The sequence below is a fragment of the Pseudoramibacter alactolyticus ATCC 23263 genome (genome assembly GCF_000185505.1).
Classification (GTDB): Bacteria; Bacillota; Clostridia; order Eubacteriales; family Eubacteriaceae; genus Pseudoramibacter; species Pseudoramibacter alactolyticus.
Window position 1 is genome coordinate 1238714 of record NZ_GL622359.1, and the last position, 14758, is coordinate 1253471.

Consider the following 14758-nt stretch of genomic DNA (forward strand, 5'->3'; position numbering starts at 1 on the left):
GTTTCTTTCCGAAAATCTTGTCAAACAATCCCATTCGTCTTTTTCACCTCATCCTTCATTCTTTAGTTGCTTGCCAATATCGCTATACCACTTTTGCCGCACGGTCATGGCATCCGCCAAGGCGGTCGTGCCGTCGATATGGGCATTCGGCTTGATTTTTATCAGTTTTCCCCGGCCGCGCTCCAGGCTTATTTTGATGGCGCTGTTAAGCAAGTGGCTTTTTAACAAATCATTCGTGCCAATCGCCATATTGCCATCTTTCATGATGCCTTCCATTTCCTGCAACACTGGCCAAAGATTATCCCCTTGATAAACGTCATCCATATGAAAGCCGTACTGCTTCATATCCTGCACTAAATATTGAGAGCTGTACCGGTCATAACCCACTTGCAATGGGTAAATCTGATAATCTTCAATGAGCGAACAAAACCAATTAAAACAATCGTGATAATCAATGAAGTTATCGCCGGAAAGTGTCAAAAGGCCGCGCTCAACATAAATGCGATAGGGCACACCGTCCCGCTCAATGGCTTCGTCAATGCGCTCAGCCGGAAGAAAGAACTGGCAGAACACATAAAGCTTGCCTTGACGCTCAATCACGGCACAACAGGCCGTCAGGTCCGTTGTTTGAGACAGGTCAATGCCGCCAACACAATAGCTATTTCTGAAATCTTCTAAGCGTAAGGTTTCATCGCTGGATATTTGCTCAATGGTCTGGGTGGTCAGCCAGGCGGTGGATGCATTTTGTTTGATATTGCAATACTTGGTTAAAAACTCCGCTTTCTTTGAAAGCGATCCATGGGCAATGGCGATTTCATCTTCAAAGTAAGATGGTTTGACGGAGACGCCCATATTAGGCGCCGCTTTCTTGATTTCCTCAATATCATCCCAGCGATCCACATCGTCAATCATATAAAGAATGGGCAACAAGCGTTTTTCTTCGCTGTCACCCTTTAGAACACGCGTTGCCCGACGCATGAGTTCATCATAAATGCCGTCATTCTCGAAACCTGCGGTTGTAATCCCGATCAATAGCGGCTGCGTTCTGGCCCCAAAGGATGACCGCAGCACTTCATAAAACTTCAGGCCGCCATCTCCCCGCCACGAGGCAATTTCATCGGCGATACCCAAACTAATATTCAAGCCATCAGACTTCTTGGCGTTGAAGGCAATCGGTTTGGCCGAACTATTGGACGCCGCCACATACAAATCTGTCCGTCGCTTTTTCGTCATACTGGCTAATTCCGGTTCTTGCAAAATGGATTGATACAAAGCGTCATAACAAAGGGATGCCTGTTCTAATTTCGGGGCGGCAAAGTAAATGCGGGCGCCATATTCCCTATCGGCATAAAGGTTATAACTGGCTATCGCCGCCGCCAATAAGGTTTTGCCTTGCTTTCTGGCCATGATGATAAAGACTTCTCTAAACCATCGGTTGCCTGCTTCATCAACAATGCCATAGATGAGGCACAACAAAGCTCGCTGCCAAAGTTCCAATGTAATGGTGCTTGGCGCCAACGGCCCTTCATGGTGATGGCAGAAAGTTTCAATATATCGAATCGCTCTTTTGGAACGTTTTTCGTCAAAAAAGAATGTTTTTTTATTTAATCCGTCAATAATCAAGTTGTAGAGCAGTTTGATCCATCGCCCGGCGACGATCTTTCCACTTTGAATCGCTGCGTGATATTTTTCAATATCGTTTTGTTGTTTAGTCACCATCTAAGAATTGTGCCAGCTTACTGTTCTGTTGTGATTCTGGCGTCATTTCATTGAGCTGCTTGATAATTGATTGGTAGTTTTTGTCAGTTGCCGTGAAAAGTCTCGCGGCCGGTCTTTCCCGCTCATAGGGCTCTACATTGGGCGATTGGGAGAACATTTCAACTTCGCCGTTTTTCTGAATATCTTTCCAAAGCTGGTCACAACGCACCCTGAGCCTCGCCGCCTGAACGATCAAGCCCTGGGCAACGGCGAAGCGATTTTCCGGAAGGCTTTGATAAATTTCGTTCAATCTTTTAATTTCTCTATTTACGGTTATCTTTGCCAAACCCCTCTCTCCTTTCTCCTTATTTCCGATTTAGGTAGGGGGTCACGCATTAATGTCCAGTAAATCCTTTGTATGGCGCACCGGTGCCCTTATGGCCACTCTTTCGCGCGCATAGGGGGGATGGGTGCCGACGATTAACGCGGATGAACGCGGCCATATTGGTCAATCCAATATCTTTTTTTGTTTTTTCGTCTATAGCTGTCTAAATCTTTATGGATCGTTGCGTGGCAATCACGACAGACGAGCTCGAGATTGTCCCACCCTAAACAGATAGACGGATCTTGAATGCCTTCGAGCGTCAGTGGCGTTTTATGATGGACGATCTCCCCCGGCGTGATGATCCCCTTACTCAGGCAGCGCTCACACAATCCGCCAACGCTTTGTTTGTATGCTTGACGCGTTTGCTTCCATGCTTTTGATGCATAAAACCTTTTTGCAAATGGCTTAGCCATGCGCCGCCACCTCCTTTTGTTTTCTCGCATTAAAAAAGCCCCGGTGTTTCCGAGGCTTTAGCTATCTTTGAGAAAGAACAAGAATAGTGATATAAGTTTGCAGATTGACTTAGGTGTTACAAGTTCCTTGCACCTTCTGCATACTAAAAGTATAGTATGCTTTTTTCAAGCTGTCAATTCACTGTTTTGTTCACTATAAACGGAACTGCATTTACATTGTGGTATAGATGGTTGGGTTCCAAAAGTCAAGCACTTTTTTGTCGAAAATTAAAAAAGCATCCCCTTTTTGAAGAGATGCTTCTACTGATCCGATTCATCTTGATTTTTTCGTGTTCCATAAATAAAAACACCAACTAACGACGTCAAACTAAGTGCACTAATAACAGAGCCTGCAGCTGGTGAACCTGCTACAATCGCATAAACCCCACCGCCTACACCCGCAAGGCCAATCACAGACCCAAATAAAATTCCTAAAACACTATCCCTTCACTCTGCTTTTGCCTTTATCATTTCCTTTGCACGGCGATGTTTTGACTGCTCTTCTGCCATCGCAATGATTCTTTCTGCGGAACCAGGGACAACCCTATCATACGCTTCTAATTCCTCTAGCGCTGGCAATGGCCCCATGCGCACATACGTTGTTGTAACAATCGCACTCTGTTCAGAGATGTCTTCATTGGTTGATAGTTGATTGGCACTTTCTGGTGGTAATTGGCTCCGATTATCTTCTGTGCTCATAAAGCGCCCTTCTCAAATCGTCGCCCACTTTCCACCAGTCGGAGCTAATCGCTTCAAGGTCTTGTCTTTCTGGCGTTTTTTTTAAAGGCTTCACCTTCGTCCGTGTGGCGCCAAGGTCCAAAACCCTCGAAAATCCTTTCACAAAGCTCGGGAAAATGTATAATTTCCTTTTCATGTTCGCCTTCATATTTATCACTCCTTTGTGGAGTTATTATACCGAAGTGCCGACAGTTTTCTAATCCAACTTTCCGAATATCCCAACTCCTCGGCGATTTCTTTTAGGCTCATCCCTTTCACCTCTTTGAGCGCCCTCACCTTATCCACTGTCTTGGGATAGTAGGCAATGGCATCCTCAATCAATTCGATCTGTTCCGCCACATCCTTTTCCTGCTTATCCAACAATTTTAGATCTGCTTCAATCTTTCCCAGCTCGATTAAAACGCTATACGTTTCCCGACGTCCGCCACCGCCATGGATTGCATCAGCATCAATATAGGATCGATCACTGTGCATCTCTCCCGGGCCGGACATGTCGATCAATCGCTGCTTTTTGCGTTCAAGATATCTCCGGTGCTTTTGTATGAAAGCTTGCTCTTCTTTCAGGTTTCTGCTTTTCAATAATGGCTTCCCCCTTTCGTTGTCCTTATCCTGCTACGCTTCCAGGATGATCAATCCACGCTTTAAGGCTTCTGCTTTTTCAATCTTTGCTCCCCGGCTGTCTTCCCATCCTTTTGTTAAATAAATGGCATCGCACGTCTTCAGAGCCGCCAGGCATACCCTCATGATCTCATCATAGGTAAAGACAGCCTCTCCAATTCCAGCAATCATCTTAACTGGGTTGACGACAACATAGCCTTTTCTTTTCAACCGATCTTCTACCACTTCAAAATTGCGTTGATAAACTGCTCTTGGAAGGCCCGTGATCTTTCCCACAATATAAATGCGTTGTTCCGCCATCGTTCCCTCTTATTAATCTCTTAATCCTTCCTGCATCTTCTTAGTCATCTGCTCGCCGCATAACAGCTTGTGCCACTTGTGCGCCGCCAGCCTTTCCTGTATCGCCAACTTGTCCCAGATGCAGACCGCTTCATAAAACACCAAAAGCCCCAACGCTATGATCACTTCGTAGCCAATAATTCTAAGCATTACTCTTTCATCCTTTGTTTATTCACTTAATATCTGCAATTTCGCCAATTCCGCCGCTAATCGATAAACCTCGCCGTGACGCGAACTGCCGTGCGTATTTTTCACCGAATTCAAAAAATCTTTAATGTCCCCGCGGAAACAACCGCACCGTACAGATATCCCGTGTGTAGACTTGAAAAATGTAGTAAAATCAAATCTGCTGCCAACCGGACCTATCACCAATACATGTCGTGTATCGGAAACCCAGGCGTCGCCGGAAACCTGGGCTTTGCCGGAAACCTGGGCGTTGCCGGAAACCCAGGCGTCGCCGGAAACCTGGGCTTTGCCGGAAACCCAGGCGTCGCCGGATTGTGATAGATTGTTTTCATTTTCAATCCATCCGCCAACGTCTCCAGTTCTCACAACGTCTCCAGTTCTCACATCGCCAAAATCAACAACCGCCACAATCTGATGTAGATCAATGTCAAAAACAGATTTTGTTTTGCCAGTAAATTTATACTTACTCATTTTTACTCTCCTACCGTTCTTGCATCCTGCCACCGAAAAATCATCCCATACCCTGGCACCAAGATGAACTCTTGGCGCCGCCGGTTATCGTACAGCACGATCACGCTTTTCACTTTTGATTTGTCACCGTCCAACGTAGCCTCATAGGCGGTGAACTCTGCCGTCTTTGGCGGCGTCACGGTTTTGGCATGCACCGCCACCATGCCGGCTATTGTCATGCTGGCGGCAATGGCCATTGTCAATATTATTTTTTTCATGGTCTATCTTCCTCTTTTTATCTTCTTCTTGTGCTCCCAAATCCATTGTCCCCTCGCTCGCCACCTTCTATTTCTTCCGCCAGCTCTGCATCTTCATAAATTACAGGGATAATCAAAAGCTGGCAAATCTTATCTCCACGATAAAAAAGCTTTGGTGTGTCGCTTTCGTTTCTCAGCACCGCCATAATGCTTCCGGTATAACCTTCGTCGATCACGCCTTCACAAGTGATCCCATGTTTTAAATTCAGACCACTCTTGCTTTTAAGTAGTCCCACGGTGCCATCAGGCAGCTCGATGTGGACCCCGGTATCCACCACGACGCTCCCACGCGCCGGCACAAATATATTTTTCGGCGTTTTAATATCCAGCCCGGCGTCGATCGGATGCGCCCGCTTTGGCAAACGTGCATAATTGTCTAACTTTACCCTCATTTTTTCTCCTTATCATCTTTCTCCCATCGTTCAAGCAATGTTTTCTCCGCTTCCCATTCACGGTATATCATAAACCAATCTTCCTCCCGCATGGTGACAAGTGTCCTTGTATTGTTCTTTCTATGAAAGACAACAGGGATTTTCCCCTCTTTTGCGTCTCTTATGGCCTGGTCCATCGCATCTTGAATATTTAAGCGCTCCACATGTTTGGCTTCGACATGCATATAAGGCAACCCAATGACGTCTGCGTCGCCATTGGTACCACAATACTGCTGGCCTCGTCTGGCGTCGTAGCCTTCTGCGCGAAAGTCCGCCGCCAACTCTCTTTCATATCTCGCGCCTTTGTCTCTGCTGTTAATCGTCTTTCCCATTGGCCATATTCTCCATGTCTTCTAATTCCTCCAGCATATTGATTTGCCCTTTTAGGTTATCAACGATCTTCTTTTCTGATTGCATGCCTTCCTCCTTTTTTGCATTTCAATTAAGCCGCACCATCGTGTAGTGCTGGTACGGATAGCCTTCAGCGGTGACCCCTTCATAGGTTTGGCTTTTGTCGATGTAATAGCCTTTAAACGGTCTTGGAGATTTCACCCATTGCCTTCTTCGGATCACCTGCTTGGTGATGGTGGGCTTTGGCCAATTTCGACTGCAGGTCCAGCGCTTTCTGCAGGGCGCATCGGGGTCCCTAAAGGTCTTGGCTGTCTCTTTGATGAGATAGGCCGCCAGATCACCATAGTTGCCGCTGTCATCCAGCAGGACAACCTTTGGTCTGCCGTGTTTCCATTTCTTGATGATCTCGAAAAGCTCCGGGCCTTGTTTGAGGATCAGATGGTGATGAATGCGCTTGCCTTTGTACTCCGTCACGGCCAGCCACTGAAAGATGTGGCCGCCTTTGGTGTAAAGCCGGCGCAGGCAGTCCAGGAAGTTTTTGAGATGGCGTTTGGCTTCTTCGGGTGTCGGTGCTTTTTTGCCGTAGGTTAAAGTCATGTGATAGTCTCCGGCTTCACATCCGGCATTGATTTTCCATCGCAACTCATCTTCGGCCTTTTTGTCATTGCGCTGTTGTTGGCTTTCACTGCTGCGCTTTTGTTGACGGCCGCGACTGCCTTTTCGTCTATGGCCATGTGCCCAGTCCTGATACTTGATAATCTCAATGACGGCTCCCGCTTTAATTGTCATTTGCTTGTATGACATATCTACTGCTCCCGCTTGGTACTTATACGCTCTTTTTTATCCGGATGCGTCTAAAGTTAATCATTTGATCAAGTCTTAATCACGCGATATGCCCAGCTCATAAATGCACCACCAGCAGGGATTATCCTGCCGCCGATATGAAAAGTCATCAGCGGGCCGCGTGAACAGACTGATGACTTTTGATATTTACAATTCTTCAATAAATAAGATGTCGTCGTAAGAAAACCACAGCTTCAAATGATTGCCGGATCCGGAATAAATATGTTGTGTCTCAACCGTTTTTCTCAAAGCCGCCGCCAGCCGTCTGATACCATAGGCCACTTTGATGATCTTTCGGCCATCTCGATAGAGGGTAATGGCGTCGATATGCCATGCCGGCTTTTCTGGATCCGGTGCCTCTTCGCTTAAGCCTTTGATCATCTGGTTTCTATAATGCAAGACCTTCTCCATCTCCGCCAGCTTGGCTAATAATGCATGCAACGCTTCGATTTCTTTTTTAGGCATTGGCTTCTTCCTCTTCTTCACTATCGTTGAGTATTTTCCGATAGTTGATGTCGACAAGCGCCTGCAAACTGCCGCCATCCATCTTATTTAATTCTAAGTCCATCTTTATCTCCTCTCTCCTGATTTCAATCCAAAAAGACAAGGGCGCATAATTTTGAACGAGCAAACATTTTTATCAACATTGAACAATTCACATTTATCTTTGAAGGAGGTGCGCCCTTGACTTCCCGCGCAAATCGCGGTATTATAATGATGTCTACTGCTCCCGCAAGGGAGCTTTTTTTTTATTTTTGTTCTTTTTGGCGGTCCGCTGCCAATCCAGTACATACAAGATAAATGGCAGCAGCATCACCGGCAGCAGAATGCTTGCGTTTTTAAGCATCGGGGCAAAGTGTTCACAGAGCACCGCCACCGTCATCCCGGCGGTGTAGGCCCAGAGCAATTTCTCTTTGATGTCCAATGTCAACTCACCTCCTTTTATGCGTTCATAGCCGTTGCCATCTCGGTCCCCACCACGATAGAACTGCTGCTTTGCAGGCACCAGTTGAAAAATGGCAGCTTTGGAATTTTCGTGTATTTGCTGCGTTGCAAAATCCCGCCAATTGCAAAGGGGATATGGCCCTGCGCGGCTAACTCGCGAAACGCCTGTTTATCCATCCCGAGAAATTTAGCGGCATCTTCTACTGTGATATAGTCTCGATCCGGCGACGCTTCCATCAGAGCGATCAGTTCTGATTGTTTGCGTCTGATATAGTTGCTTTGTATCATGTTCTTTTTTCCTTTCCGGCTTCACTCCTTACAATTAAAAGATCGTATCCAAGCGCTTCAAGCACTTTCACCATCTTTTAATGCTTTGACCGCTGTGGCCAATGCGTCTGCACATGTCTTGATCACATACATCTCTTTTTTTAATGTTTCAATTTGTCGGTACACTTCAGCTAATTTGATTTGCACATTAACAGTTACTTCTTCCGCCATCCTCTCCTCCTTTCACTTCTTTCCTTTGTGCTATACTTACTCATAAAAAAGGAGTCACATTATGCCTAATCTAAATCTCTTTATTACCGCTAAAGATCAGCAAACCATTGCCTTTGCTCTCGTTAGTCATATTGAGCAAAACCTATCTTCTCCGCCAACAGCAGATGATCTACAATTGAAAGCGCAATACGAATCGATTATTCAAAATTTGATGGCGAGACAACCTCTAAGCGATCAAGAAAATAGAACTGCTGCTTTGCAGGCACCAGTTGAAAAATGGCAGCTTGGGAACTTTCGTATACTTGCTGCGCTGTAAAATCCCGCCAATTGCAAAGGGGATATGGCCCTGCGCGGCTAACTCGCGAAACGCCTGTTTATCCATTCCGAGAAATTTAGCCGCATCTTCCACGGTGATGTAATCTCGATCCGGTGACGCTTCCATCAGAGCGATCAGTTCTGATTGTTTGCGTCTGATATAGTTGCTTTGTATCATGTTGCCTCCTCCTTTCTAAGCTCAGCGTCTTACAATCAAAAGATCATACCCAAGCGCTTCAAGCACTTTCGCCATCCCGTTGATCGGCGCTTGTGTCGTTTTGCGCTCCCAACTGATTAAGGTTGTGTACGGGACGCCACTTAGATTCGAAAGCTCTTTAATCGTCAACTTCTTTTCTTTCCGAATGGCTCTAATTTCTTGTTGAAAATCCATATATTGAATTTCTCCTTTCGCCGTGATACTATATGTTGTATGAAAATATTATTCACACCTTCATAACGTTTAATGCTTTCAAATTTCAGAGAAAGGAGGCTTATTGATGAGTAAAAAACTTATTAAACCCGGTACGGATAATCAGACACCTGGCAAATATCACGAAGTCGGTCCTCGTGGTGGTAATGTTCCCAACGGACACCACGCAACAATCGAATCTGGCGATCGTTTGCCACCAACAACCAAACCAGGCAACAAATGGCAAAAAGATTAATTCACAAGGCCGTCATTTCTGGCGGCCTGTTTTTATACGCCGCCGCCAAAAGCAAAAGCATCGACCAAACAAGTCAATTTGTATCCATGATTCAGCGTAATGCGCGTCATTTTCCCAATATTTTGTAATATAGTGATGAATCATTTTTCCTCCGCCATCTCATCATCCGCAAAGAAAATCTCCAAAATTTCATCCTTTGTCAGATTTAACAATTTTGCCATCCGGTAAATATCCTTCAGACGAAACATCCAGCCTCCATCCGCCATTCGGTTTCTCAGTGTCCCCCTTTCGATCTTCAAAGCTTTAGCTATCTTAGATTGGTTGTAGCCCCGATCGAAAAACATTGTTTTAAGTTTGTGAATATCTGTTTGAATAAGGCTTTCCTCCTTTCTAAGCCCTGGGGGCTTTATGTGATTTAAAATCACCTATCTGGTCAAAAAAAATATGGTCCCTTTGTTTCGCGTCCATTCTCAAAATATCCGCGATCGCCATAATTTCAGAAGCTTTAAACTCGGTCTGATTATTCAGCTTTTTATAGAGACCTTCACGAGAAATCCCCATTTTATCAGCAATAGCCTTAATAGAAATTCCCGAATCGCCTATAGCTTCTTTTAACATCTCCGTATTCGTCATTGGTTCTCCTTTCTTTTGAAATGTGATTTTTAATCACTTTCTTAAAGTATAAACCCTCAAAACAGCTTTGTCAACATTTTTGTTGATTTTTATTCACGCAACGAGTATAATTTAAATCACACATAGGAGAATTATTATGATAGATTTATACAAGAATATAAAAAAGAGAAGACAAGAACTGAAAATATCTCAAAGCAAACTTGCGGAATTGGTCGGCTATACCAATCGTTCCTCTATTGCGAAAATTGAAGCCGGGAAAATCGATCTCCCCCAATCAAAAATTGTAGAGATTGCAGAAGCATTGCGAACAACTCCGAAAGAACTCATGGGCTGGGAGGATGAGAAAGCCGAGATAAAAAAGATCAACTGGAGTGACAACGTTGTCCCCATGGCCATCAACCGCGATGTGGTTTCCATCCCCGTGCTGGGCTCGGTGCCCGCCGGAGTCCCGGTGGAAGCGGTTGAAGACATCATCGGCACCATCGAAATCCCCCGGGAGTGGCTGGCCGGTGGCGCGGAGTTTATCGGGCTGCGGGTCACCGGCACCTCCATGTATCCCATGTACCTTGAAGGCGACACCGTGGTCATCGAGATCAAGCACGACTGCGACAGCGGCCAAGACGCCATTATTTACGTCAATGGCTATGACGCCACCCTCAAAACCGTGGTCAAAAACGACGACGGCACCATCACATTAAAACCCCGCAACCCCGAGTGGCCGACCAAGACCTACGGCCCCGGGGATGATCCGATTGAAATCCTCGGCCCAGTGGTCCAGATGCAAAGGGAGGTGTGAATAGTTCAACAATAATTATTTGCAAAACTGTAAGATTGATAAAAAACGCGTTTTCAAGGAGCAAATCATGATCAAAAAAAAGAGAAGTCCCGCTAAAATCATTTTTTTCTGCATCTTAGGTATCCTCATTTTAGTTGTTGCTGTTAGCGTATTTTCAAAAAATGGCGACACTTTAGATCAGGACCTAATCGTTAAAGATAATGTTAATTTTAACGGCGACAAAATCGGCGAATGTGCTTATATCAATGTAACTGACGACTTTTTCAAAACGATAAAAGCCAAAGATATTAAGTGGTTTGCCGATCATAAGGTAAAAGGACAAGAAAAAAAATACGATTATATTTATATTGTTGATAACTCCGGCGATGCCATCCTTTTCCCCGGCTCTTTAATTTACACAGCCTATCAAGGGAAAATAGATGATAGCGATCACCCGAAGGATGGCGCTATGAAAAGCATCATTGGCACCTGGGAACGAAAGAACGGAAAATACCATTACACGAAAGGTAAAAACTAAGTGCCGATATCGTTTGTTCGCCAGCGTTGAAAAATTCGTAGAAGCTGATATAAATGTTTGAAAATCTAAAGAGAATTGCTTGGAATTGGCGTTTGTTTATGAAATTTCATGGGAAATAAACGCTATAGTATGGAAGAAAGAATAATGAAATGACTGGAAAAATCATTAAAATACCAAATGAATATACCGTTATTATTAATCTTGGAGAAAAAGATGTCTCCGTTCACGACAAGATCATTGTTTTTGAAGTGGAAGATGACGTGATTGATCCTATAACAAAAGAGCTTCTCGGATCCTTTGAACTCAAAAAAGCAGAATTGGAAGTCTCTGAAGTGTTTCCAAACTTTTCCGTCTGTCATCACTATGAAAAAGAAGACACCGGGATTTTAAAAGCGTTATCACCTATGACTCCTAATATCAAAAAAGTTCCTCAAAAACTCAATGTGGATTCACATGACGGCATCTATCTAAAAAACCCTAAGATAAAAGTTGGCGATATGGTACGGACCGTAGAATTATTTTAATTCTTCTGTTGACATAAATCCATAAAAGCAGTAATATTTGAGTAACAGAAATGGTTGCAGACTGATGCGACTGTGAAAACTCCCTTACTGCTTTGCAGGAGGGAGTTTTTCACTTTATGAAATATGATAAGCCTTTTAAAACTTATGAAGAACTAATCACTCTTATGGAGAGTCGGAATATATCGGTTCAGGATCACGAATTTGCCAAACATGCTTTGAGTAACTTTTCCTATTATACCCTCATTAACGGCTATAAAAATACCTTTCAATTAGATTCAGATTCTGAGAAGTTTTATGATGGTGTTACCATAGAATTGCTTTATACCATTCATCTAATTGATAGCAGCCTGAATAATATTCTTTTTAAATATATTTTATATATCGAAAAATCTTTCAAAACAAAGTTGTCATATATTGTTGGCAGAGATTATGGTATTCACACCAATAGTAAATATGATAAGAAAGATAGAAGTGATTATCTTCATACCTCACACTATCAATCTTCCCCAAAAAGATACAATACTCTCAAAAGCCTGAGAAATGCCTATGAGAATTGTCGAAAGAACACTTCTACTGAATACTATAAATTAAATAAAAACCATGTTCCCCCCTGGATTCTCATTAACGATATTTCTCTTGGACTATCGATCCAATGGTATAACATCTTAAAACCAAAAGTCAAAGAAGAAGTTTGTAATGAATTGATAGCCACCCACGAATTGACATCAGAGGATAAAAAGGAATTTTTTAAAAATGCGATTTATCTTTTAAAAGATTTTAGAAATGGAATTGCTCATGGTAACAAGACATTTGCCTATAAAGTAGAAAATAACATTCCCAAAAGGCAAACACTTATTCTTGGAAGTGATCTGATAAGCGATTCAGAATTTAATAAAATCAGTTCAAATGAAGTGGGACTTTTTTCTGCAATAATTAGCATATTGCTGTTACTTGCTGATGAACGATTAATATTTCGATTTGGGATGGACCTATACTCACTTATTTCGCCATATGCTGCACAATACGATTTTGCGGGCAAAGATCTTTATAAAGTTTTCAGACTTCCAAATGACTTTTTTAATCGGATTAATAATTATTTAAAAAACAAAAATCTTCCTTCATTAAACCGCTTTCAATAGTAAAAACGCCCCGGCTCTGCAAAGCCGAGGCGTCAAGACATACCGGATCAGATGATACAATACATCCCTGAACAAGATCATTGTACCATCCGCCCCGGGAAAAATCAATTCCCGGGCATTTTTATGCCCAAAATTCAGAAAGGATGGTGCCTTTATGCCGCGCAAGAACAGCAAGAAAAAGAAACGCAAGGATGGACTGGTCGAAATCAAACGTAACTGCGGCACCGATCACCTCGGCCGGCAAATCCGCAAAAGCTTTTACGGCAAAACCAAAAAAGAAGCCGAAGAAAAATACATTCAGTTTATGATGGCCGGTGCCGATCCAACGCCTGCCAAAAAATACAGCTTTGTTGATTGGATGGATCGGTGGCTGGCCGACTATAAAGAGCCCAATGTCTCCGATCAGACTTATCAGCGCACCTATTTGCCAATACGCCGGGAGCTTGCTAAAAAGTTTCCCCGCCGGCAACTTCAATCCTTTCAGCCCGCGGAATGGCAGCACTACTTCAATGCGGCAGCCTTCCGATCAGGCTCCTATCTCAATAAGCGCAAAATGTTTTTAACCGGACTGTTTCAGGCTGCCGTCGATAATGATTTAATTGATAAATCCCCAATGCGCGGTGTCATCGTACCAAATGGGGCCCCTGCAAAAGAAAAACGAGCCTATAACCACGATCAATATGAAAAGGTCCTTGCCTTTGCCCGGTCTGATCCGGACGGCCTCGGCCCGTTCATCATGCTCAAATACGGCCTGCGCCGCTCTGAGCTGCTCGGCCTCATGTGGAAGGACATTGATTTTACTGAAAAGACCTTGCATATTGAACGCGCCGTTCGCATGGATCACGGCATTGCAGAACTCGGACCGACGAAAACAAAACGATCCAATCGTACCCTTCCGCTCGACGATGATTTCATCGAGCACTTAAAAATGGTGCCGCGTTCATCCATCTATGTTATGGGGGCATTTGGTGATGGCAACAAGCCGCGCAATCCAGATACCTGGGCCAGAGAGCGCTTTGGCGCCTATTGCGCGCGATTAACGGATGCTTTGCCGGATATCCCTGTGCTTAGCCCGCATGAATTGCGTCACACCTTTGGCAGCATCCTGTATAACGCCGGTGTTGATATTGTCACCATCAGCCGGATGATGGGCCACAGCAAGATCGATGTAACGGTTAATACCTACGTCCATTCCGATGTGGAGGACCTCCGAAATAACCTGCTTAAAATTGCCAATTAATAATGTGTGAAAAATGTCGTAAATATGGCCCAAATTCCCGCAAAGCAAGTAAATGAGCCACTGTCCCTAACCATGGCATTCAGAAGGCCAGGGGTTCAAGTCCCCTCATCTCCACCATATTGCAAGACAGCCGTCCGGATCACCGGGCGGTTTTTTTATTGCCGCCGTTTAACAGCACAACCAAGAAAACGCCGGAAGGGCTTTGATAACGCACAATGAGTTTCGCAAATTTAATTCGGTTTATATTGAATAGTTGGAGTAACAAATATAGCAATTCCCGTCCAGAAATTCATAAATGTATCGATAGATATTTTTTTATTTTTTCTGTGGGATCAGGGTCTGCGACAAAGAGCTTATTTCCTCTTTTTCTAACTACAGTTACATAATGGAAATATTTTTCTTCAGTAATTATATGTGCAATAAAAGGATAAGGTATGTCGTCCTTATCAAATAATGAGCTATCTGCTCGTATCGCCTTGGTCTCCATCCCCATGAGTTCCGCTGTTTTAACTAGTCCAAGTGCCGTAGTCCCTTCTTTATCGGTCTTCGAAATATCTCGCAAATAAGCTAATGATACGTTTGATCCAAAATTTTTTAGTATCATCGCTAAACAAGCAACGCCACAATCCTTTTCATCAACTTGTGACACATAATTTTTATAATACAAGTTTGAAATTC

General features: G+C 43.9%; 26 protein-coding genes. 6 read left to right on the forward strand and 20 right to left on the reverse strand.

Going from position 1 to position 14758, the window contains the following annotated elements; all coding sequences use genetic code 11:
• Positions 1–48 precede the first annotated feature (48 nt).
• The 18 genes from HMPREF0721_RS05795 to HMPREF0721_RS05875 all read right to left on the reverse strand — a co-directional run bounded on the left by HMPREF0721_RS05795 (position 49) and on the right by HMPREF0721_RS05875 (position 8957).
• On the reverse strand, positions 49–1719 hold the full coding sequence (locus tag HMPREF0721_RS05795) for a terminase large subunit (protein WP_006598691.1): 1671 nt from the start codon (positions 1717–1719) through the stop codon (positions 49–51).
• A complete protein-coding gene (locus HMPREF0721_RS05800; protein ID WP_006598692.1) occupies positions 1709–2044 on the reverse strand; it encodes a hypothetical protein in 336 nt (111 codons plus the stop codon). The genes HMPREF0721_RS05795 and HMPREF0721_RS05800 overlap by 11 nt, the downstream gene beginning before the upstream one ends.
• A 134-nt stretch (positions 2045–2178) precedes the next feature.
• Positions 2179–2496 carry an HNH endonuclease signature motif containing protein gene (locus tag HMPREF0721_RS05805; protein WP_006598693.1) on the reverse strand — a complete coding sequence of 106 codons (318 nt, stop codon included), beginning with the start codon at positions 2494–2496 and terminating at the stop codon, positions 2179–2181.
• 486 nt (positions 2497–2982) lie between these two features.
• Entirely contained in the window at positions 2983–3234 is a 252-nt protein-coding gene (locus HMPREF0721_RS05810) for a DUF2335 domain-containing protein (protein WP_006598694.1), read from the reverse strand.
• 192 nt (positions 3235–3426) lie between these two features.
• A complete protein-coding gene (locus HMPREF0721_RS05820) occupies positions 3427–3852 on the reverse strand; it encodes a sigma-70 RNA polymerase sigma factor region 4 domain-containing protein (protein WP_006598696.1) in 426 nt (141 codons plus the stop codon).
• A 33-nt stretch (positions 3853–3885) separates the two neighbouring features.
• Positions 3886–4191, reverse strand: a complete 306-nt coding sequence (locus tag HMPREF0721_RS05825; RefSeq protein WP_006598697.1) for a DUF4406 domain-containing protein — start codon at positions 4189–4191, stop codon at positions 3886–3888.
• Positions 4192–4203: 12 nt separating this feature from the next.
• Positions 4204–4380, reverse strand: a complete 177-nt coding sequence (locus tag HMPREF0721_RS11785; protein ID WP_006598698.1) for a hypothetical protein — start codon at positions 4378–4380, stop codon at positions 4204–4206.
• 18 nt (positions 4381–4398) lie between these two features.
• Positions 4399–4887, reverse strand: coding sequence for a hypothetical protein (locus HMPREF0721_RS12410; RefSeq protein ID WP_006598699.1), 489 nt, complete (start codon positions 4885–4887; stop codon positions 4399–4401).
• A gap of 2 nt (positions 4888–4889) precedes the next feature.
• Positions 4890–5144 (reverse strand): hypothetical protein, encoded by a 255-nt coding sequence (locus tag HMPREF0721_RS05835; protein ID WP_006598700.1) that lies wholly within the window; start codon positions 5142–5144, stop codon positions 4890–4892.
• A gap of 17 nt (positions 5145–5161) precedes the next feature.
• A complete protein-coding gene (gene dut / locus HMPREF0721_RS05840) occupies positions 5162–5575 on the reverse strand; it encodes a dUTP diphosphatase (protein WP_006598701.1) in 414 nt (137 codons plus the stop codon).
• Entirely contained in the window at positions 5572–5946 is a 375-nt protein-coding gene (locus tag HMPREF0721_RS05845) for a hypothetical protein (protein ID WP_006598702.1), read from the reverse strand. The genes dut and HMPREF0721_RS05845 overlap by 4 nt, the downstream gene beginning before the upstream one ends.
• A 106-nt stretch (positions 5947–6052) precedes the next feature.
• A complete protein-coding gene (locus tag HMPREF0721_RS05850) occupies positions 6053–6769 on the reverse strand; it encodes a rolling circle replication-associated protein (protein WP_006598703.1) in 717 nt (238 codons plus the stop codon).
• Between the two features lie 186 nt (positions 6770–6955).
• The gene (locus tag HMPREF0721_RS05855; RefSeq protein WP_006598704.1) at positions 6956–7273 is read right to left on the reverse strand and encodes a hypothetical protein; all 318 of its coding nucleotides are present in this window, start codon (positions 7271–7273) and stop codon (positions 6956–6958) included.
• Positions 7274–7529: 256 nt separating this feature from the next.
• Positions 7530–7739, reverse strand: coding sequence for a hypothetical protein (locus tag HMPREF0721_RS05860; protein WP_040639947.1), 210 nt, complete (start codon positions 7737–7739; stop codon positions 7530–7532).
• An 11-nt stretch (positions 7740–7750) separates the two neighbouring features.
• Positions 7751–8041 carry a helix-turn-helix domain-containing protein gene (locus HMPREF0721_RS05865; protein ID WP_006598707.1) on the reverse strand — a complete coding sequence of 97 codons (291 nt, stop codon included), beginning with the start codon at positions 8039–8041 and terminating at the stop codon, positions 7751–7753.
• A gap of 57 nt (positions 8042–8098) precedes the next feature.
• Positions 8099–8251, reverse strand: coding sequence for a hypothetical protein (locus HMPREF0721_RS11790; protein ID WP_006598708.1), 153 nt, complete (start codon positions 8249–8251; stop codon positions 8099–8101).
• A 226-nt stretch (positions 8252–8477) separates the two neighbouring features.
• Positions 8478–8744, reverse strand: coding sequence for a helix-turn-helix domain-containing protein (locus tag HMPREF0721_RS05870; protein ID WP_006598709.1), 267 nt, complete (start codon positions 8742–8744; stop codon positions 8478–8480).
• A gap of 21 nt (positions 8745–8765) precedes the next feature.
• Complete coding sequence (locus HMPREF0721_RS05875) at positions 8766–8957, reverse strand: helix-turn-helix domain-containing protein (RefSeq protein WP_006598710.1); 192 nt, start codon at positions 8955–8957, stop codon at positions 8766–8768.
• A 106-nt stretch (positions 8958–9063) separates the two neighbouring features.
• On the opposite strand from HMPREF0721_RS05875, the gene HMPREF0721_RS11495 reads away from it, so the two are divergent.
• On the forward strand, positions 9064–9231 hold the full coding sequence (locus tag HMPREF0721_RS11495; protein ID WP_083798147.1) for a YjzC family protein: 168 nt from the start codon (positions 9064–9066) through the stop codon (positions 9229–9231).
• 390 nt (positions 9232–9621) lie between these two features.
• On the opposite strand, the gene HMPREF0721_RS05880 is transcribed toward HMPREF0721_RS11495, so the two are convergent.
• Positions 9622–9864 carry a helix-turn-helix domain-containing protein gene (locus tag HMPREF0721_RS05880; RefSeq protein WP_006598713.1) on the reverse strand — a complete coding sequence of 81 codons (243 nt, stop codon included), beginning with the start codon at positions 9862–9864 and terminating at the stop codon, positions 9622–9624.
• Positions 9865–10000: 136 nt separating this feature from the next.
• Between HMPREF0721_RS05880 and HMPREF0721_RS05885 the strand changes: the two genes are divergently transcribed.
• The 5 genes from HMPREF0721_RS05885 to HMPREF0721_RS05905 all read left to right on the forward strand — a co-directional run bounded on the left by HMPREF0721_RS05885 (position 10001) and on the right by HMPREF0721_RS05905 (position 14080).
• A complete protein-coding gene (locus tag HMPREF0721_RS05885; protein WP_006598714.1) occupies positions 10001–10660 on the forward strand; it encodes a helix-turn-helix domain-containing protein in 660 nt (219 codons plus the stop codon).
• Between the two features lie 67 nt (positions 10661–10727).
• The gene (locus HMPREF0721_RS05890; protein ID WP_156788704.1) at positions 10728–11177 is read left to right on the forward strand and encodes a hypothetical protein; all 450 of its coding nucleotides are present in this window, start codon (positions 10728–10730) and stop codon (positions 11175–11177) included.
• Positions 11178–11326: 149 nt separating this feature from the next.
• Positions 11327–11701 (forward strand): hypothetical protein, encoded by a 375-nt coding sequence (locus tag HMPREF0721_RS05895; protein WP_006598716.1) that lies wholly within the window; start codon positions 11327–11329, stop codon positions 11699–11701.
• 116 nt (positions 11702–11817) lie between these two features.
• Entirely contained in the window at positions 11818–12840 is a 1023-nt protein-coding gene (locus HMPREF0721_RS05900; RefSeq protein ID WP_006598717.1) for an Abi family protein, read from the forward strand.
• Positions 12841–12994: 154 nt separating this feature from the next.
• Entirely contained in the window at positions 12995–14080 is a 1086-nt protein-coding gene (locus HMPREF0721_RS05905) for a site-specific integrase (protein ID WP_006598718.1), read from the forward strand.
• A 289-nt stretch (positions 14081–14369) separates the two neighbouring features.
• Here HMPREF0721_RS05905 and HMPREF0721_RS05910 read toward each other — a convergent pair whose 3' ends face one another.
• The gene (locus HMPREF0721_RS05910; protein ID WP_006598720.1) at positions 14370–14747 is read right to left on the reverse strand and encodes a cysteine peptidase family C39 domain-containing protein; all 378 of its coding nucleotides are present in this window, start codon (positions 14745–14747) and stop codon (positions 14370–14372) included.
• Positions 14748–14758 lie beyond the last annotated feature (11 nt).